The organism is Cellulosimicrobium sp. NPDC057127 (assembly GCF_042670945.1).
GTDB lineage: Bacteria > Actinomycetota > Actinomycetes > Actinomycetales > Cellulomonadaceae > Cellulosimicrobium.
This window is the reverse complement of sequence record NZ_JBHUUP010000002.1, coordinates 281,699-299,342: the sequence shown is the minus strand read 5'-3', so window position 1 is coordinate 299,342 and position 17,644 is coordinate 281,699. Positions and strand designations below refer to the sequence as shown.

General features: G+C 75.1%; 16 protein-coding genes. 4 read left to right on the top strand and 12 right to left on the bottom strand.

Annotated features, from left to right (window positions below):
• Positions 1-88: 88 nt before the first annotated feature.
• From ACFTZA_RS03095 to mraZ, 4 genes are all read right to left on the bottom strand, one after another.
• Positions 89-1,810, bottom strand: coding sequence for a peptidoglycan D,D-transpeptidase FtsI family protein (locus ACFTZA_RS03095; RefSeq protein WP_378190622.1), 1,722 nt, complete (start codon positions 1,808-1,810; stop codon positions 89-91).
• Positions 1,811-2,157: 347 nt separating this feature from the next.
• Complete coding sequence (locus tag ACFTZA_RS03090) at positions 2,158-2,616, bottom strand: hypothetical protein (RefSeq protein ID WP_378190619.1); 459 nt, start codon at positions 2,614-2,616, stop codon at positions 2,158-2,160.
• The gene (rsmH, locus tag ACFTZA_RS03085; RefSeq protein WP_378190617.1) at positions 2,613-3,647 is read right to left on the bottom strand and encodes a 16S rRNA (cytosine(1402)-N(4))-methyltransferase RsmH; all 1,035 of its coding nucleotides are present in this window, start codon (positions 3,645-3,647) and stop codon (positions 2,613-2,615) included. Before rsmH ends, ACFTZA_RS03090 begins: the two co-directional genes overlap by 4 nt.
• A gap of 171 nt (positions 3,648-3,818) precedes the next feature.
• Entirely contained in the window at positions 3,819-4,253 is a 435-nt protein-coding gene (gene mraZ / locus ACFTZA_RS03080) for a division/cell wall cluster transcriptional repressor MraZ (RefSeq protein WP_075829536.1), read from the bottom strand.
• A 478-nt stretch (positions 4,254-4,731) separates the two neighbouring features.
• Between mraZ and ACFTZA_RS03075 the strand changes: the two genes are divergently transcribed.
• From ACFTZA_RS03075 to ACFTZA_RS03065, 3 genes are read left to right on the top strand one after another with little or no spacing between them, the layout of a single operon-like run.
• A complete protein-coding gene (locus ACFTZA_RS03075; protein ID WP_378190777.1) occupies positions 4,732-5,658 on the top strand; it encodes an AAA family ATPase in 927 nt (308 codons plus the stop codon).
• Position 5,659: 1 nt separating this feature from the next.
• Entirely contained in the window at positions 5,660-7,000 is a 1,341-nt protein-coding gene (locus tag ACFTZA_RS03070) for a DUF58 domain-containing protein (RefSeq protein WP_378190616.1), read from the top strand.
• Complete coding sequence (locus tag ACFTZA_RS03065) at positions 6,997-9,318, top strand: transglutaminaseTgpA domain-containing protein (protein WP_378190614.1); 2,322 nt, start codon at positions 6,997-6,999, stop codon at positions 9,316-9,318. The genes ACFTZA_RS03070 and ACFTZA_RS03065 overlap by 4 nt, the downstream gene beginning before the upstream one ends.
• Here ACFTZA_RS03065 and ACFTZA_RS03060 read toward each other — a convergent pair.
• Genes ACFTZA_RS03060 through ACFTZA_RS03050 form a run of 3 tightly spaced genes read right to left on the bottom strand, consistent with a single transcriptional unit; the run spans position 9,266 to position 11,442 of the window.
• Positions 9,266-9,667, bottom strand: coding sequence for a DUF3040 domain-containing protein (locus ACFTZA_RS03060; protein WP_378190612.1), 402 nt, complete (start codon positions 9,665-9,667; stop codon positions 9,266-9,268). The genes ACFTZA_RS03065 and ACFTZA_RS03060 overlap by 53 nt on opposite strands.
• A 37-nt stretch (positions 9,668-9,704) precedes the next feature.
• On the bottom strand, positions 9,705-10,961 hold the full coding sequence (locus tag ACFTZA_RS03055; RefSeq protein ID WP_378190610.1) for a DNA polymerase IV: 1,257 nt from the start codon (positions 10,959-10,961) through the stop codon (positions 9,705-9,707).
• A gap of 22 nt (positions 10,962-10,983) precedes the next feature.
• Positions 10,984-11,442: an SAV_6107 family HEPN domain-containing protein gene (locus tag ACFTZA_RS03050; RefSeq protein ID WP_378190608.1), complete on the bottom strand. Its 459-nt coding sequence runs from the start codon at positions 11,440-11,442 to the stop codon at positions 10,984-10,986.
• Between the two features lie 80 nt (positions 11,443-11,522).
• On the opposite strand from ACFTZA_RS03050, the gene ACFTZA_RS03045 reads away from it, so the two are divergent.
• On the top strand, positions 11,523-12,533 hold the full coding sequence (locus ACFTZA_RS03045) for a spermidine synthase (protein WP_378190606.1): 1,011 nt from the start codon (positions 11,523-11,525) through the stop codon (positions 12,531-12,533).
• A 103-nt stretch (positions 12,534-12,636) separates the two neighbouring features.
• On the opposite strand, the gene ACFTZA_RS03040 is transcribed toward ACFTZA_RS03045, so the two are convergent.
• From ACFTZA_RS03040 to ACFTZA_RS03020, 5 genes are all read right to left on the bottom strand, one after another.
• On the bottom strand, positions 12,637-12,840 hold the full coding sequence (locus ACFTZA_RS03040; RefSeq protein ID WP_378190604.1) for a cold-shock protein: 204 nt from the start codon (positions 12,838-12,840) through the stop codon (positions 12,637-12,639).
• 288 nt (positions 12,841-13,128) lie between these two features.
• Positions 13,129-14,055 (bottom strand): proteasome assembly chaperone family protein, encoded by a 927-nt coding sequence (locus tag ACFTZA_RS03035; protein ID WP_378190602.1) that lies wholly within the window; start codon positions 14,053-14,055, stop codon positions 13,129-13,131.
• Between the two features lie 152 nt (positions 14,056-14,207).
• Complete coding sequence (locus ACFTZA_RS03030) at positions 14,208-14,648, bottom strand: response regulator (RefSeq protein WP_378190600.1); 441 nt, start codon at positions 14,646-14,648, stop codon at positions 14,208-14,210.
• Complete coding sequence (locus ACFTZA_RS03025; protein WP_378190598.1) at positions 14,645-16,282, bottom strand: ATP-binding protein; 1,638 nt, start codon at positions 16,280-16,282, stop codon at positions 14,645-14,647. The genes ACFTZA_RS03030 and ACFTZA_RS03025 overlap by 4 nt, the downstream gene beginning before the upstream one ends.
• A complete protein-coding gene (locus tag ACFTZA_RS03020; RefSeq protein ID WP_378190596.1) occupies positions 16,279-17,622 on the bottom strand; it encodes a PP2C family protein-serine/threonine phosphatase in 1,344 nt (447 codons plus the stop codon). Before ACFTZA_RS03020 ends, ACFTZA_RS03025 begins: the two co-directional genes overlap by 4 nt.
• Positions 17,623-17,644 lie beyond the last annotated feature (22 nt).

Sequence of the window (17,644 nt, the reverse complement as noted above, 5' to 3'; positions counted from 1 at the left end):
GCCGACGGCCGCGCGCAGCGCTTCACGGGACCTTCACCGGGCACGTTGCCGCGGGCGTCCTCGCGGCCTCTCGGCGGCGGCACGACGGTCACCACGTCGTGGGCAGCGGGACGTACGGCTCGGTGCTCGGGCCCACGTTCTCGTTCTCGAGCGCGAAGCCCATGATCTCGCTGAAGACCGGGGCCGCGACGACGCCGCCGTAGATGGACGTGCGCGGGTTCTTGAGGAACACGCCCACCGTGTACCGCGGGTCGTCCGCGGGGGCGACGCCGATGAAGGAGGCCATGATGCCCGAGAGCTGCCCGTCGGCCCCCGCCGCCTCCGCGGTGCCGGTCTTGCCCGCGATCCGGTAGCCCGGGACGGCCGCCGCCGACCCGGTGCCCTCCTCGACCACCGACTCCATCATCCGCAGCACGGTGTCGGCCGTCTCCTGCGACACCACGCGCCGGGGCTCCTCGACGGGGGCCGGGGTGAACGTCCCGTCGGGCGCCGTCGTGCCCGCGACCAGGCGCGGCGCGCTGCGCAGGCCACCGTTGGCGACCGTGGAGAACACGCTCGCCGCCTGGACCGCGTTGACCGACACGCTCTGGCCGAAGAGCACGGCGTACTCCGTGCGCCCGTCCCACTCGTCCGCCGGGTGCAGGATGCCCGCGGACTCCCCGGGCAGACCGAGCCCCGTGGGCTGCCCGAAGCCGAACTTGTGCAGGTAGTCGTAGCGCACCTGCTTCGGGATGCGCTCGCCGACCTGGACGGTCCCGGTGTTGGACGACTCGGCGAGCACGCCCGCGAGCGTCAGCCGCTGCAGCTCGTGCTCGTGGGAGTCGCTGAACGTCTGCCCGTTCGGCGTCGTGTACGAGTACGGCACCTCGAACTGCGTGCCCGCCTCGGCGAAACCGCCCTCGAGCGCCGCGGCCATCGTCACGACCTTGCCGGTGGAGCCCGGGTCGAAGATGTTCGACACGGCACGGCTGGGCCGCGCCACCGCGGCCGTCGTGCGGTCGTTCGGGTTGACGGTCCCGGAGTCGGCGAGCGCGAGGATCGCCCCCGTCCGGGTGTCCTGGACGACCGCGATGCCGAAGTCCGCGCCGGTCTCGCCCACGGCACGGTCGACGGCGTCCTGCGCCTTCCACTGCACGTCCCGCTCGACCGTCAGCCGCACGTTCTGGCCCGGCACGGCCGGGACGGTCTCGCAGTGACCGGTCGGGATGAGCTCGCCGCCGCGGCCGGCCTCGCACTCGCGCGATCCTGCCGTGCCGGCGAGCGCGTCGTCGTAGGCGGCTTCGATGCCGCCCATGCCCGTCTGCTCCGAGTCCACGTACCCGACGAGGTTCCCGGCGACCGTGCCCGCCGGGTAGGTGCGCTCGCTCGTCGCGTCGGCCCGGATGTACGCCGAGAGGCGCAGCTCCGCGATCTCGCGCTGGACGTCCGGCGTGACCTCCTTGGCGAGGACGACGTACCCCTCGCCGTTGAGCCGCGCCGCGAGGTCCGGCGCGGACTCGCCGAGGACGGGCGCGAGGAGCTTCGCGACGCCCGCGGCTCCGCCGTCCTCGAGCGGCGTGCCGTCGGGCAGCGTCCTGGTTCCGGGCGTGAAGGACTGGATCGCCGTGCGGTCGGCGCCGATCGTGTAGCGGTCGACGGACGTGGCGAGCACGACGCCGTCCGCGTCCGTGATGTCGCCGCGGTGCGCCAGCGTCGTGGAGCTGCGCAGCCGCACCTCCCGCGCTTCCTCCGCGAGCGCCGGTCCCTTGATCACCTGGACGTTGACGAGCTGCGCCACGAACAGCAGCACCACGAGCGTGGCGACCCCCATCAGCCAGCGCTGGCGCTGCTCCGGACGGCCGGGCTCCGGGACCGGGGGCACCGGCGGCCGGGGCGGTCCGCCGCCTCGTGCGGCCGGGCCGGCCGCGGCGCGCGCCGTCAGGGGCCGCGACGCGGCCGGCCGCGAGGTCGGGGTCCTCGACCCGGAGGCTCGCGGCGTGGACGCACGGGCGGTCGACGTGGACGCACGAGCGGTCGACGCGCGCGGCACCTCGCCCCGCGACGCGGACGCCCGGGACGAGGCACCACGCGCCGGTCCCGGTCGCGCGGACGCACGATCGCCGTGCGACCCGGTGGCCGCCGTCCGCGGCCCCCTGCCGCGGTCGCCGCCCCCTGGTGTCACTGGCCGGTCCCCTCCCCCGTCGCGCCCACCACCGCGCCGTCGGACAGCCGGACCATGCTCGGCGCCGGGGACTCGACCATGCCGAGCCTGCGCGCCTGGTCCGGCAGCGACGCCTCCGCGTCGAGGACGGCCGCCTGCAGCCGCTGCGTGTCCTGTCGCACCTGTCCCACCTCTCGGCGCAGGTTCGACATCTCGTAGGAGTTCTGCGCCATCGTCGTGTTCACCAGGAGAGCACACAGGAGCGCCAGTCCGAGGACCGACATGCACACGACGAGGAACGGGACGCGCGAGCGGGCCTGGAGCGGTGCGCGCACCAGCTCGAGGCGCGAGCGCGCGGCGCGCTCGGTGGCGCCGCCCGGCAGGGCGGTCAGCGTGGGACGGGGTGCCGGCGCCGCTCCCGGGCGCGCGGTGCGGGGCAGCGGACGGGCGGCCGCCGTCGACCTCAGTGCGCTCATGGTGTCCTCTCCCCCGGTCGTCCCGGTCGGTTCGTGCTGGTGGTGCGCGGGCGGCGGTGCTCCGGCGTGGGCCGTAGTCGTTCGGCGGCCCGCAGCCGGACGGACGCCGACCGCGGGTTGGTCTCCCGCTCGCCCGGCGGCGCCTCCTCCGCCCCGCGGGTGAGGAGCCTCAGGTACGGCTCGTCGGCCTCGGGGACGACGGGCAGACCCGCCGGCGCGCTCACCGTCGCGCCGGCGGCGAGCCCACGTTTGACGAGCCGGTCCTCGAGCGAGTGGTAGGACTCGACGACGATCCGGCCGCCCACGGCGAGCACGTCGACCGCCGCGGGGACGGCGCGCGCGAGGACCTCGAGCTCGCCGTTCACCTCGATGCGCAGGGCCTGGAAGGTCCGCTTCGCCGGGTTGCCGCCCGTGGTGCGGGTGGCGGCGGGGATGGAGGCCCGCACGAGGTCGACCAGCTCGGCGCTGCGTTCCCAGGGCCGGTCCTCGCGCCGACGCACGACGGCCCGTGCGATGCGCTGCGCGAACCGCTCCTCGCCGTACTCGCGCAGCACGCGCGTGAGCTCGCGCTCGTCGTAGGTGTTGAGGACGTCCGCGGCCGTGCGGCCGACGGTGGGGTCCATCCGCATGTCGAGCGGGGCGTCGTGCGCGTACGAGAAGCCGCGCTCGCGCTCGTCGATCTGGAGCGACGAGACGCCCAGGTCCATGAGCACGCCCTGCACCGGAGCACCGACGGCCTGCGCGACGACGTCCGCGACCTCGTCGTACACCGCGTGCACGGCGCGGAAACGGTCGCCGAACCGCTCGAGGCGGCGCGTCGCGCGCTCGATCGCGTGCGGATCGCGGTCGATCCCGACGACGCGCGCCGTCGGCACCTGCTCGAGCACCGCCTCGGTGTGCCCGCCCATGCCCAGCGTGCAGTCGACGAGGACGGAACCCGGCTCGGCGAGCGCCGGCGCCAGGAGGTCCACGCAGCGCTGGAGGAGCACCGGCACGTGACGCTCGGAGGCGTCGTCGCGGTCCGTGGTCATCGGTCCTCCTCTCGTGCTGTCCCGTGGGTCGTGTCGTCGTGCGGTCGTCCTGCGGTGGTGCCGGGGTCCGGGACCGTCCGGTCAGGTCTCCCTCCGCGTCCTTTCTGGCACCGGGGAAGTGCGCCAGACCGGGCGGGAGGAGACCTCACCGGACGGGTGCCCGTGACCGTCCTAGAAGCGCAGGTCCGGGAACACCTCCTCGGCGGTGTCCGAGTAGGCCGACTCCTGCTCCGCGAGGTACGTCTCCCAGGCCTCGGCGTCCCAGATCTCGACGCGGGTGCCCGCGCCGATCACCGCGACGTCGCGGTCCAGGCCCGCGTACGCCCGCAGAGGCGCGGGGATCGAGACCCGGCCCTGCTTGTCCGGGATCTCGTCGCTCGCCCCCGACAGGAACACGCGCAGGTAGTCCCGCGCCTGCTTGCTCGTCACCGGCGCCTGCCGGATCTGGTCGTACATGCGCCGGAACTCGTCCATCGGCAGGAGGAACAGGCATCGCTCCTGTCCTCGCGTCATGACGAGACCCGGCGCCAGCCGGGGCCTGAACTTCGCGGGGAGGATCAGCCTCCCCTTGTCGTCCAGACGAGGTGTGAAGGTCCCGAGGAGCAGGCCGGAGGAGCTGCCGAGCACGTCGTCCAGAACACCGGACATGCACCTGGCACCTCCCCTCCTGCTCCCAGTTCCTCCACGGTACTCCACAACCCTCCACCACTCTCGGCGAAACGCGAGAACTTCACCCCTGTTCGCACGATCTCCGCAGGTCAGGCGCGGTGGAGCGGCGTGGAGGGGAGGGGTCCCCACGCGCGCGTCGCGGTACCGGCCGGCACGGGGACGCCGGCCCGGCGGCCCTCGGCACGGCCCTCGTCGTGCCCCCGGGCGCCCGGGCGACGGCGACGGGGAGGGAGGTGGAGGGGCCCGGCGGTCGCGCACGTCGGCGTCAACTAGGCTCGTGGCACCTGCGGTCCTGGCCGCAGGCCCGCGCCACCGACGACGGAGGTCTCCCGTGCTCCCCGACATCGCCCCTGTCGCGCCGCCCCACGAGCACGACCCGTCCGCGCTGGACGAGCTCGTCGAGACGACCGCGAGGATGCGCTCGGGCATCGAGTCCGTCGTCACGGGCCGGCCCGACCTGGTCACCGTGACCGTCGCGGTCCTCCTCGCCCAGGGCCACCTGCTCCTCGAGGACGTGCCCGGCGTCGGCAAGACCACCCTCGCGAAGGCGCTCGCGCGCACCATCGACTGCCACGTGGGGCGGATCCAGTTCACGCCCGACCTGCTGCCGAGCGACCTGACCGGCGTCAACATCTACCGGGCGGCGACCCACGAGTTCGAGTTCCGGCCGGGCCCGGTCTTCGCGAACATCGTCATCGGCGACGAGATCAACCGGGCCTCCCCCAAGACGCAGTCCGCACTCCTGGAGTGCATGGAGGAGGGCCAGACGACCGTGGACGGCACCACGCACGTCCTGCCGAGCCCGTTCCTCGTCGTGGCGACGCAGAACCCGGTCGAGATGGAGGGCACGTACCCGCTCCCCGAGGCGCAGCGCGACCGCTTCATGGCACGGCTCACCGTGGGCTACCCCGACATCGAGGCGGAGCTCGAGATGCTCGAGCGGCAGGAGGCGGACGACCCCCTGGCGCGCCTGGCGCCCGTCACCGACGGGGCGTCGATCCCCCGCTTCGCCCGGGTCGTGCGGTCCGTGCACGCCTCGACCGCCGTCAAGCGGTACGTCCTGGACCTCGTGACCGCGACGCGCCGGCACACCGCGCTGCGCCTCGGCGCCTCGCCCCGGACGTCGCTGCAGCTGCTGCGGGCCGCGAAGGCCGTGGCGGCGATGGCCGGACGCGACCACGTGCTGCCGGACGACGTGCAGTACCTGGCGGTCCCGGTCCTCGCGCACCGGCTCGTCATCACCACCGAGGCCCGGCTCGCCGGCCACGACGCGGCCGCCGTCGTCTCGTCCATCGTTGCGCAGACGCCGATCCCGGCCCGGGACGCGACCGAGCGGCGCTGACGTGCGCCCTCTCCCCGGCCTGACGAGGCTGCGCAGCCTGCGCCGCGGGCTCTCGCGCGCACGCCTGACCCGGCGCGGCACGGCGCTGCTCGTCGCCGGCGCGGTGCTCCTCGCCACGGGTGTCACGCTCGGGCTCCCGGACGTCGTGGGGCTGGGCGCCGCCGGCGTGCTCGTGGTGGTGGCGTCGTGGTGCTGGATGACCGTCCGGCGCATCGACCGCGGCCGCGGCGCCCTGCGCGTCGCGCGGCGCGTGCAGCCGAACCCCGCCACGCGGGGCCAGGTCACCTCGGCGCGGCTGACGGTGGAGGCCGCGCGCCGCACCGCCGCGGGAGCGAGCGCCCTCGCGCGCCTGCGCATCAGCGAGCAGGCGGCCCACGAGCTGTGCGACCGGGGTTCGCTGCGCGCGCAGGTGGCCACGCGCGACGACCACGTCGCCGTGCGGTACACCCTGCGCCCGCTGCGCCGAGGACGGTGGCCGCTCGGCCCGCTCCTCGCCACGCGCGTCGACGCGTTCGGGCTCGTCAGCGCGACGCAGGAGCTGGGGCAGGCCACGTCGGTCGCGGTGTGGCCGCGGACCGTGCAGCTGCCGGTGCGGGGCACGCGCGCGTTCGGGGAGCAGGAGCGCTCGACGACGGGCGCACGCCTGTCCTCGAGCGACGACTCGGTGCTGCGCGACTACGTCACGGGCGACGACCCGCGACGCGTGCACTGGGCCAGCGCGGCCCGGCACGGGCAGCTGATGGTCCGTGCCGACGAGAGCGCGAGCCTGCCGCCGGTCACCGTGCTCCTCGACCGCGGACTCCTGCCGCACCCGGACCTCGCCTCGCGCGGTGGGCACGCCCTCGCCGACGGCGAGTGGGCGGTCGAGTGCGCCGCGTCCGTCGGCGTCTCCCTCCTGCAGGCCGGGCACCCGGTGCGGCTCGTCCCGACGTCGCTCGCCCCCGTGGTCGACACCTCGGGCTTCACGACGAACCGCGCCGGCGAGGGGCCCGCCGACGTCCTCGACGCGACCGTCGACCTGCGCGGGCACCACGGGCTGTCGGACGCGGACCGCGCGGCCGTCGCGACCGCCGAGGCCCTGCGGTCGGCGCGCCGACCGGGCGAGATCACGGTCGCCGTCGTGGGCCCGCTCGGGCCGGTGGCCCGGCACACCGTCGGCTCGCTCGCGGGAGACATGCTGCACTGGGCGCTCGTGGTGCGGCCGCGGTCGTCGTCCTCGCAGCTCGCCGAGGCGCAGGAGACCGTGGCGGCCCTGCGGGCCACGGGCTGGCACGTGGTGCTGGCCGACGCGGGCACTCCCCTCGAGCACGCCTGGGCCCAGCTCGTGGAGGGGGCACGATGACCACGACGACCACGACGACCACGCCCACCTCGAGGGGCGGGCGGGCCGCCGGCCGTGACGGGCTCGGCGCACGCGTGCTGGCGACGACGGCGTGCGTCGCCGTCGCCGTCGCCGCCTCGACGTTCGCGCTCGGGACGGTCATCGGCCCCGGCGAGTGGACCCGCACCGCGCTGCGCACTCTCGCCGTGCTGGCCCTCGTCACGGGGCTGTCCCGGTACGCGCTCGAACGATCCTCCGGAGGACGCGGCGAGGTGCTCGCCCCGCCGGCGGCGCTCCTGCCCTCGGCCGCCGGGCTCGTCGTCGGCGCGTGGGCGCTGCTCGGCCTGTACGGCGGGCCGACGGACCGCTTCTCCGCGCTCATCGGCCTGTCGAACGTCGACCGCCTGCTCACGCGGGTGCAGACCGCGCGCGAGCTGACGCTCGCGGAGGTCGCGCCCATCGACCCCAGCCTGCCGATCGAGCTGCTGGCGGTCGGCGGCGCCGTCGTGGTGTTCCTCGTCGCCGACCTCATGGCCGGAGGGCTGCGTCTGGGCGCCGGCGTCGGCGTCCCCCTGCTCGCGCTGTGGATCCCCGGCCTCGTCCTCGTCGGCGACGTCCCGCCGGTGGCGTTCGTGCTCACGGTCACCGCCCTCGTCGCCCTCCTCGCGGTCGACAACCCCCACCGTGCGGCGCGCCGCACGTCGGGCCGCGACGGGGCCCGCCGCCGGGCACCGGTCGCCGGGGCGCGGGTCGCGACGGCGGTCGGGACCGCCCTCGCCGTCGCCGTGGTCTCCCTCGGTGTGGGCTCGGCGAGCACGACGCTGCCCGAGGTCGCCTCCTCGTCGTGGTCGCGCCTGTTCTCCTCGACGGGGAGCACCGTGCGGCTCTCGGAGGACCTCGACATGCGCCGCGACCTCGCCGAGCGCTCCGACGAGGTCGTGCTGCGCTACCGCACGGACGCCGGGGACGTGGGCCCGCTGCGGGTCTTCACGCTCACCGGGTTCGACGGCACGAACTGGCGACGGGGCGACGACCGCGACGGCACTCCCGTCGAGGGCGCCGACCAGCTCCTGTGGCCGCAGGACGCGGGACGCGGGACCGCGACGCGGCTGGAGCTCACGCTCCAGTCGTTGCGCGACACGAAGCTCCCGCTGCCCACCGAGCCCCGCACGCTCGACGCCGAGGGCGACTGGCGCTACGACGCGGTGCGCGACGAGGTGGTCGGGGACAGGTCGACGGACGCCGGCACGACGTACGCGGTGACCGTCTACCCCCGCGCGCTGGACGCCGAGGTGCTGCGGGCGGCGGGCGGGGACGACCCCGGTGACCCGAACTACGTGGACGTCCCGGCGTCCGCGCACGAGCAGGAGATCCGCGACCTCGCGGCGCAGGTGGTGCAGGGCGCGCAGTCCCGGTACGACCAGGCGCTCGCCCTGCAGACCTTCTTCCGCGACACGTCGACCTTCACGTACTCGACCCAGGTGTCTCCCGGCGACTCGGGTGACGCGGTCTGGGACTTCCTCCAGGACCGCACGGGGTACTGCGTGCAGTTCGCGACGTCGATGACCATGATGGCGCGGATGCTCGGCATCCCGGCACGGCTGGGCGTCGGCTTCCTGCCCGGGCAGCACGAGGGCGACGGCGTGTACCGGGTGACGGGCCGCGACTCGCACGCATGGCCCGAGCTGTACTTCGCCGGGCTCGGCTGGGTGCGGTTCGAGCCGACGCCCGCGCAGCAGACCGGCCCGGCGCCGCGCTGGGCGACGCCGTCGGGGAACACCGCGACCCCGGGCTTCCTCGCCCCGGACGACGCCCTCACGCCCGGGGCCGAGCCGGTCCCGTCAGAGCCGGTGACCCCGGTACCGACCGTCGGGGGCGGCCTCCCGGCGCCGTCGGCGGACGACGGCAGCGGGACACCGTGGATGCTGGTCGCGGGCCTCGTGGTGGTGCTCGTGCTCGGTGCCGGCGCCGCCTGGCTCGCGCTGCGACGGCGGACCCGGGTCCACACGCTCCACGACGCCGAGGACGCCTGGCGCGAGCTGGTCCGGCGCCTCACCGCGCTCGGCGTCACGTGGCCGGCGTCGGCGACTCCTCGCACCGTGCCGGGCACCGTCGCGACCGCAGTGCGCGCGCGCTCGGGGACGGATCTGCCCGACGAGACGGTCGAGGCGCTCGTCGCGCTCTGCACCGCGCTGGAGACCGAGCGCTACGCGCGCGGGGCCGTCCCGCAGCCCGCAGGGCTCCGCGAGCTGGTCGACACCGCGGTGACCGGGGTCGAGAGGACGCTCAGCGACCGCCCTGCTCGCGACGACGCTCCCACCGCTCTTCCAGTCGGCTGAGGAACGGCTTGCGGGCCGCCTGCTTGGTCGCCGCGGGGACCGGGCGCACACGACCGTCGGCGCCGACGGTCCCCACCGGGCCCTTGCGCGCGGCGCGCGGGGACTGGAACACGAGCACCACGCCCGCGAACATGAGGACGAAACCTACGACGCCGAGCCACGTCTGCGAGGTGGCGGCGCCCAGGACGAGGAGCAGCAGCCCGCCCACCACGCCCGCTCCGGCGAGGACGTAGCGCAGCACCGAGCGTCGTCGCGGTGCCTGGAACGTGTTCGCCAGCCGCGGGTCGTCCGAGGTGAGCGCTCGCTCCATCTGCTCCAATACCCGCTGCTCGTACTCAGACAGAGGCATGAGCACCCCGTTTCTTCGCGGTGGTCGAGTGTCCCCCTCAGGATAGTTCGACATCTGCGGGGGTGGTAGTCGAGCGGGGTCCCCGCGGCCCCATCGCGATGGATCTCACCCCGAACCTCCCGCGCACGGCGTCCACGGCTTCCTCGGCGCGCCGTCGGGCGCGACCGTGCTCCCCGACGGCCTCCTCGAGCGTCGGCTGGACGACCGCCCCGGCGCGCGGCGCGAGGCCCTCCGCACGCACGCCGACGAGGCGCACCGCGAGCCCGCCGAGGTCGACCGCCGACACGAGCTCGCGGGCCACCAGGTAGATCTCGCGCGCCACGTCCGTCGGGGCGCCGAGCGTCCGCGCCCGCGTCACGGTCCGGAAGTCGCTCGTACGCACCTTGACGCTCACGGTGCGGGCGAGGAGGCCCTGGTGGCGCAGCCGCGACGCGCACCGGTCGGCGAGCTCGAGCACGCGGGCCTGGACGGCGTCGAGGTCGCGCAGGTCGTGCTCGAAGGTCGTCTCGGCGCCGATCGAGCGTTCCGAGCGCTCGGGCTGCACCGGGCGCGGGTCCCGCCCCCACGCGAGGTCGTGCAGGTGGGCACCGGACACCTTGCCCACCGCCGCCTGGAGCACGGCGACGTCGGTGTCCGCGAGCTCGGCGACGGTGCGGATGCCCCAGCGGGCGAGGGAGGCCTCCGTGCGCTCGCCGACGCCCCACAGCGCGCCCACGGGAAGGGTGCGCAGGAACGCGACCGTCGAGGCTGCCGGGACGAGGAGCATGCCGTCGGGCTTGGCATGGGTGGAGGCCAGCTTCGCGACGAACTTGGTGGTCGCGACCCCGACCGAGCACGTGATGCCGTGCTCGGCCAGGACGCGCCGGCGCAGTGCGGCGCCGATCGTGGTCGGCGGGCCGAGGCGGCGCCGGGCGCCGCTGACGTCGAGGAACGCCTCGTCGACGCTCACCTGCTCCACGAGCGCCGTGATCTCCCCGAGCATCCCCATGACGGACCGGGAGACCTCGTGGTAGCGGCTGTGGTCCGGCGGCACGACGACCGCCTGCGGGCACGCCCGTCGCGCGACCGCCATGGGCATCGCGGAGTGGACCCCGAAGGCCCGGGCCTCGTACGTGGCGGCGAGAACGACGCCGCGGTCCGCGCCGCCGACGACGACCGGGCGGCCGCGCAGCTCGGGCCGGCGTGCGAGCTCCACGGACGCGAAGAACGCGTCCATGTCGACGTGGAGGATCGAGCACCCCTCCTCGTCGTCGCCCCAGTCGCGACGGACGACGGCCCGCGGGCCGCGGCTCATGCCGGGTCCCGCGCGGCGCGGCTCACGACGCGACCGTCCGCGGCCCCGGCGCGCGCAGGAACCCGGCGTCCGGGTCGACGAGCATCGCGACCTCGTCCCGGAAGTCCTCGGCGCACGCCAGGAGCTCGTCGGCCCGGCGCGGGTCGACGTCCGCCCGGCCCGCGTCCACGGCTGCGCGCACCCGCGCACCGCCGGCGAAGTACACCGACCAGGCGGCGAGCGACGGCTCGGCGTCGGCCAGCTGGTCCCAGACGGGCCTCGCCCGGCCACGGCGCTCGGCGTGCCCGCGCAGCGCGACGACGGCCGCGGCGGCGCGCAGCGCGCCCAGGTGCGCGTGCACGAATCGCTCGTCCGGGTCGCTCGCGAGCGTCGCGGCGACGAGCTCGGCGTCGGCACGGGCGAGCAGGCGAGTGACGTCGACCGGGACGCGCGCCGGCCCGCGCCGCGCCTGCTCCCCCGGGGACCTCGTCGTGCTGACCATCGCGCACCTCCTGGCTCCACTATCGAACACGTGTTCGATCTCTGTCAACGTCCCGGCAGCGGACCACGTACCGTGGACCCATGGCTCGCCGCGCCCCCCGGACCTCCCGCACAGCGTCCGCCGAGCCACCCACACCGCGCCGTCGTGGTGCGCGCGCAGCGCGACGGGCCGGCGACCTGCCCACCGACGAGGTGCCCACGACCACCGGCTCGGCACGGCTCGAGCCCGACCCGGACCACGCCGGTGCGGTCACGCTCTACGTCAACGGCGTCCCGAGCTCGCACGTGGACCTCGACGACCCCGGCTTCCTCGCGTTCGAGTACATGCAGCAGATGGCGGCCGTGATCGACCGGCTCCCGCCAGGGCCGCTGCGCGTGCTGCACCTGGGCGCCGCCGGCTGCAGCCTCGCGCGGTGGGTCGAGCACACGCGCCCCGGCTCGACGCAGGTCGGCGTGGACCTCGACGCGCGGCTCCTCGAGCTCGTCCGCACGTGGTTCGACCTGCCCCGCTCGCCGCGCCTGCGCCTGCGCGCCGACGACGCCCGGCACGCGCTGTCGACCTTCGCCGACGCGTCGTTCGACGTGGTGGTGCGCGACGTCTTCGCCGGCGACTCCACGCCGGAGCACCTCGTGACGAGCGGCGCCGCGCTCGACGTGCGCCGCGTCCTGCGCCCCGGCGGCACGTACCTCGTCAACTGCGCCGACCGCCCGCCCCTGACCGCCGCCCGCCGGGAGCTCGCCGGGCTCGCGGCGGTCGTCGGAGGGACGGGGACGACGGGCGGGACGGGCCCGGGCGCTGGACGGGGTGCCGTCGGCACGCCCGGTCCGCCCCCGCTCCGGGCGGCGCTCGCCGAGCCGGCCCAGCTCAAGGGACGCCGCTACGGCAACGTCGTGCTCGTCGCGGTACGGCCCGGCCCGGGCGGCCCCGACCTCGCCTCGCCGGGCCTGGCTCGTGCGGCCCGGACGCTCCCGGTCCCCGCGCACGTCGTCGTCGGTCCCGAGCTCGACGCGTTCGTCGGCGCGGCGGCGCCGTTCGAGGACCCGCCCGACGCCGTCGGGCACGAGCCCGCGACGCCCGGCCGCACCCGCTGACGAGGCGGGCGCCCGCCCGGACGGCACGAGAGCCGCGCCCCGGCTCGGGACGCGGCTCCTGCGCGAGGACCGTGGGCGCCCCCGCGGGGCGCCGGGACGGCCGTCAGAGCGGGCGGACGTTCTCCGCCTGCGGGCCCTTGGGCCCCTGAGTGATCTCGAACTCGACCCGCTGCGCCTCGTCGAGCGTGCGGTACCCCTGCGTCTCGATCGCCGAGTAGTGCACGAAGACGTCGGCACCGCCGCCGTCCTGCGCGATGAAGCCGTAGCCCTTCTCGGAGTTGAACCACTTCACAGAACCCTGCGCCATGCTGTTCCTCTGACCTTCTGTCCATCCGGGGACACCAGCGAGCGGACCCTTCGTCCACCCCGTGCGCCGCAATGCCATGTCCCACGTCCTTCGCCGGTGGACCAGCCGGGCAGGGCCGGAACCGTGCCCGCCACCGGTTCGTGCGCAAGTACGCCACTGCAACGCGTGCCAGTGTGGCACGGACACTGTGTGCTACGCCACGTCGGACGGCCACCTCTCGTGACCATTTTTCCGGACATTCCGTGGCGGGACGGCGCTCGCCGCCCCGGGGCGCCGTCAATGGGCCGCTCAGTCCCCCGACTGCTGCGCGAGGAACCGCTCGAACTCGTCGCCCAGCTCGTCGGCCGTCGGTATGGGCGACGACTCCGCGAGCAGGCTCGTGCGCCCGACCGCGCGGGCGAACGCGTCGTACTGCTCCTCGAGCGCCTGCACGACCGCCGCCACCTCCTCCGAGTCGCGCACCTGGCGCTCGACCTCGGCGGTCGCGTCCTGGGCCGCCCCGGCGAGCAGGCCCGTCGAGAGGTCGAGCCCGGTCACGCGCTGGACGTGGTCCAGCGCGACCACGGCCGCGGGCGGGTACGACGACTGCGCGAGGTAGTGCGGCACGTGGACGGTGTAGCCCAGGGCGTCGTGACCGGCGCGCCCGAGCCGCAGCTCCAGGAGCGCCGCGAGGCTGGCGGGCACCTTCACCGTCCCGAACCACGACGAGTGCTCGCCGAGGAGCTCCGTGCGGGTCGCGTGCGCGGTGACCGACAGCGGCCGGGTGTGCGGGATGCCCATGGGGATCCCGTGGAACCCGACGGTCAGCGACACGCCGAGCCGCTCGACGACGTCCAGCACCGCCGCCACGACGCGCTCCCACTGGACGTCGGGCTCCGCGCCGTGCAGGAGCAGGAACCCGGTGCCCTCGGCGTCACGCACGTGGTCGATCACGAGGTGGGGCTCGTCGTAGTCGGACCAGTGGTCGGTGCTGAACGTCATGGTCGCGCGCTTCGAGCGGTAGTCGAGCAGCTGGTCGACGTCGAACGTCACGACCCGCGTGACCTCGCCGAGCTCCAGCAGGTGCTCCACCGCGACCTCGCCCGCGCTGCCGGCGTCGACGAACCCGGCGACCGCGTGCAGCAGGACCGGGCCCGCGCCGCGCTCCGGCGGGCTCGGCCACAGGCGCTCGACCGCGTCCTGGTCGAGCTCGTAGATCCCCCGAGGATCCAGCATGCTTCCTCCTCGTCACGTCTGCTGCCCGTCCGGCGACACGACGGCCGGAGGGCCTGTGGTCGACAACGCCGGGCGTGCGCAGATCCTTCCCGGCGTCGCGAGCCCCGCGTGGACGCGCCCGGGACGCTCCCGACGCGTGGCAGGGCCGCGGGTCAGCGGCCGGGCAGGCGGACGACCGAGACGAAGAAGTCGTCGATCTGGCGCACCACGTCGATGAACCGGTCGAAGTCCACGGGCTTGGTCACGTACGCGTTGGCGTGCAGCGAATAGCTGCGCACGACGTCCTCCTCGGCCTCCGAGGTGGTCAGCACGACGACCGGGATCTTGCGCAGCGCGTCGTCGGCCTTGAGCGCGGCGAGCACCTCGCGCCCGTCCATGCGCGGCAGGTTGAGGTCGAGCAGGATGAGGTCGGGCGTCGGCGCACCGGAGTGCTCGCCCTCCTTGCGCAGGAACTCGAGCGCGCTGACGCCGTCGGAGACCACGGACAGGCGGTTGGTCACCTTGTGGTCCTCGAACGCCTCGCGGGTCATCAGCACGTCACCAGGGTCGTCCTCGACGAGCAGGACGTCGATCGGCCTGGTGCCGTGGCTCATGCGGTGATCTCCTCGTCGTCGCGCACCCCGCCGGGGGGCTCGTGGTCGGAGCGAGCGTAGCCGACCTCGGCGTACGTGTACGCGTGGGCGAGCGTGAAGCGCACCGTGGTCCCGCCGACGCCGTCCTCGCGGGGCTCGATCCAGATCCGGCCGCCGTGGTACTCGACGATGCGCTTGCACAGCGCGAGACCGATCCCGGTCCCCTCGTACACGTCCTTGGGGTGCAGCCGCTGGAAGATGACGAACACGCGGTCGGCGTACTCGGGGTCGATCCCGATCCCGTTGTCCGCGACCGACAGCTCCCAGTGGGTGTCGTGGGCCAGGACGCCCACGTGCACGCGCGGCGCGCGGTCGGGGTGCCGGAACTTCACCGCGTTGCCGACCAGGTTCGCCAGGAGCTGGTGCAGCAGCGCGCGCTCGCCCACGACGACGGGCAACGGGTCGTGCGTCACGGACGCGCCGGACGACTCCAGGGTCTCCGAGAGGTCGTCGAGCACGGTCGCGAGCGCCTGCTCGAGGTCGACGTCCACGCGCTCGGTCCCGGTGCGGCCGACGCGCGAGAAGCCCAGGAGGTCCTGGATGAGCCGTTGCATGCGCTTGGCGCCGTCGACGGCGAAGTCGATGTACTGGTCGGCGCGCTCGTCCAGCTCGCCGCCGTACCGCTTCTTCAGCAGCTGGGTGAAGCTCGCGACCTTGCGCAACGGCTCCTGGAGGTCGTGGGAGGCCACGTACGCGAACTGCTCGAGGTCGCGGTTCGAGCGCTCGAGCTCCTGCGCCTGCTCCGCGAGGAGCTCGTGCGAGCGCGCCGCCTCCTCGTGCGACGCGCGGATCTCCGCGACCTGGCCGACGAGGGCCACGCGCATCTGCTCGACGTCGCGGGCGAGGTCGGCGATCTCCGCCGGGCCGGACGTCTCGACGGGCTCGTCGAGACGTCCGGAGCTCACGCGCCGGATGCGGTGGGCGAGCGCCGCCAAGGGCTCGGTCACCCAGCGCTTGAGGCACACCCACAGCACGATCCCGACGGCGAGCCCCGCACCGACGAGCACGAGGACGCTGCCGAACAGCACGCGGTCCCAGCGCTCGAGGGCGTCGAGACGGTCGAGCCGCTCGTCGCGCACCTCGGTGACGTAGTCCGCCGTCGCGAGGCGCGCCTGCGCGAAGAGCTCCGCGCCGCGCGCGCGGTCGACCGCCCGCACGGAGCCGACGCCCCCGTCCTCCACGGCGGCGATCGCGGGCTCCGCGTACACGGTCAGCCACTCGTCCACGGCCGCGCGCGCCGCCTCCCCCGCGGCGACCAGGCCGGGGTCGGGCCGCAGACCGTCGATCGCCCCGAGGTCCGGGACCACCGGGTGCTCGTCGTCGCCGAGGGCGCGGTACAGCGACTCGAGCGCCGTCGGGTCCCCTGTGCGGACGTAGGACCGCACGGACGTCTCGGCGTCCAGCAGCGCGTAGGACATCGTGTCGCCCTGCGTCACGGCGTCGAAGTACGGCCCCGTCACCTCGTCCTGGAGGGTCAGCACGCGCGAGAGCGCGAAGGCCGAGGTGGCCAGCACGAGCAGGACGACGAGGCCGGCGCCGACGAGCGCCGCGCCGAGCCGGCGACGCAGGGTGCCGGACGACCGCGCGCCGCTCACCGCGACCACTCGTCGGAGTCGGCGAGCGTCGCGGTCCGTTCCCCGGGTCCGTCCCCGTCGCCGAAGCGCCCGACCACGAGCATCGCGGCGTCGTCCACGAGCGGCCCGCCGTGCAGGTCGCGGACGCGACGGATCACGCGCTCGACGAGGCCTTCGGCGCCGTCGGCGAGCGCGGCGTCGACCGTGTGCAGCAGGCCGTCGGCGCCGAGGCGACGCGGCCGGGAGGGCGCGCCCTCGGGCGCGGGGGCGTCCGGGGCGGCGCGGTCCGACAGGGTGGCCTCGACGAGGCCGTCGGTGTAGAGCACGAGCGCCCACTTGCCCCCGAGCTGCACACGCTGGGGCGTCCACCCGCCATCGATGGGGATGCCGAGGGCGCGCCCGCGGGCCGTGGGCCGGATCTCGGTGGCCGCGTCGCGCAGCAGGAGCGGCGCCAGGTGCCCCGCGAGGTAGACGTCGGCATGGCGGCGCTGCGCATCGACGACCACCTGGCACAGGGTCACGAAGACCTCGGGCCGGGACCGCTCGGGGACGAGGACGCGTTCGAGCAGAGGGAGCACGGCAGCAGGCTCGGCGTCCGACAGGACGATGGTGCGCCAGGCGGTGCGCAGCGTGGCGCCGAGCGCCGCCTCGTCGGGTCCGTGACCCGCGACGTCGCCGATGACGCACAGGATCGAGCCGTCGGGCCGCTCCACGGCGTCGTAGAAGTCGCCGCCGAGCAGCCCGTTGCCGCCGGGGACGTACCCCACCATGACGGAGAGCCGCTCGTCCTGGACGAGCGGCGTCGGCAGCAGGGCACGCTCCAGGCGTCGGGTCTCGGCCGCACGGACCTCGCTGCGGTACAGCGCGCGCTGCTGGTCCTCGGACTTGCGGCGCTGGACCGCGTAGCGCACGGACCGGCCGAGCAGGTCGCCGTCGACCTCGCCCTTGACGAGGTAGTCGTCGGCGCCGGCGGCCACGGCCTGCACGCCCAGGTCGATGCCGGAGTGCCCCGTGAGGACGACGAGCGCGGGCGGGCTCGTGCCCGCCCGCAGCCGCTCGACGGCGGACAGGCCGACCGAGTCGGGCAGCCCGAGGTCGAGCAGCACGCAGTCCACGGGGCGGGCCGGCAGCAGCTCGAGCGCGTGGTCGAGCGTGGTCGCGCGGTGGAGCTCCACCTTGAGGCTCGCGTCGGACAGCAGCTCCTCGACGAGGATCGCGTCGCCGTCGTCGTCCTCCACGAGCAGGATCCGCAGCACGTCGCCCGGCGCGACGAGGGTGGGCAGGGGCGTGGCTCCCGCGCCGCCCGCATCGGGGCGGGGCGCCGGGCTCGGGACGGGAGCGCGCGGGTCCGAGGCGGTCACGACGAGCGCTCCCCACTGGTCG

What these genes read in the sequence shown, in the direction of transcription:
- ACFTZA_RS03045 (WP_378190606.1), top strand. Translation starts at nt 11,523, where the DNA reads ATGGCTCGCCGCGCCCCCCGGACCTCCCGCACAGCGTCCGCCGAGCCA.
- ACFTZA_RS03060 (WP_378190612.1), bottom strand. Translation starts at nt 9,667, where the DNA reads ATGCCTCTGTCTGAGTACGAGCAGCGGGTATTGGAGCAGATGGAGCGA.
- ACFTZA_RS03040 (WP_378190604.1), bottom strand. Translation starts at nt 12,840, where the DNA reads ATGGCGCAGGGTTCTGTGAAGTGGTTCAACTCCGAGAAGGGCTACGGC.
- ACFTZA_RS03075 (WP_378190777.1), top strand. Translation starts at nt 4,732, where the DNA reads ATGCGCTCGGGCATCGAGTCCGTCGTCACGGGCCGGCCCGACCTGGTC.
- ACFTZA_RS03030 (WP_378190600.1), bottom strand. Translation starts at nt 14,648, where the DNA reads ATGAGCCACGGCACCAGGCCGATCGACGTCCTGCTCGTCGAGGACGAC.
- ACFTZA_RS03055 (WP_378190610.1), bottom strand. Translation starts at nt 10,961, where the DNA reads ATGAGCCGCGGCCCGCGGGCCGTCGTCCGTCGCGACTGGGGCGACGAC.
- ACFTZA_RS03035 (WP_378190602.1), bottom strand. Translation starts at nt 14,055, where the DNA reads ATGCTGGATCCTCGGGGGATCTACGAGCTCGACCAGGACGCGGTCGAG.
- ACFTZA_RS03050 (WP_378190608.1), bottom strand. Translation starts at nt 11,442, where the DNA reads ATGGTCAGCACGACGAGGTCCCCGGGGGAGCAGGCGCGGCGCGGGCCG.
- ACFTZA_RS03090 (WP_378190619.1), bottom strand. Translation starts at nt 2,616, where the DNA reads ATGAGCGCACTGAGGTCGACGGCGGCCGCCCGTCCGCTGCCCCGCACC.
- ACFTZA_RS03095 (WP_378190622.1), bottom strand. Translation starts at nt 1,810, where the DNA reads ATGGGGGTCGCCACGCTCGTGGTGCTGCTGTTCGTGGCGCAGCTCGTC.
- ACFTZA_RS03065 (WP_378190614.1), top strand. Translation starts at nt 6,997, where the DNA reads ATGACCACGACGACCACGACGACCACGCCCACCTCGAGGGGCGGGCGG.
- rsmH (WP_378190617.1), bottom strand. Translation starts at nt 3,647, where the DNA reads ATGACCACGGACCGCGACGACGCCTCCGAGCGTCACGTGCCGGTGCTC.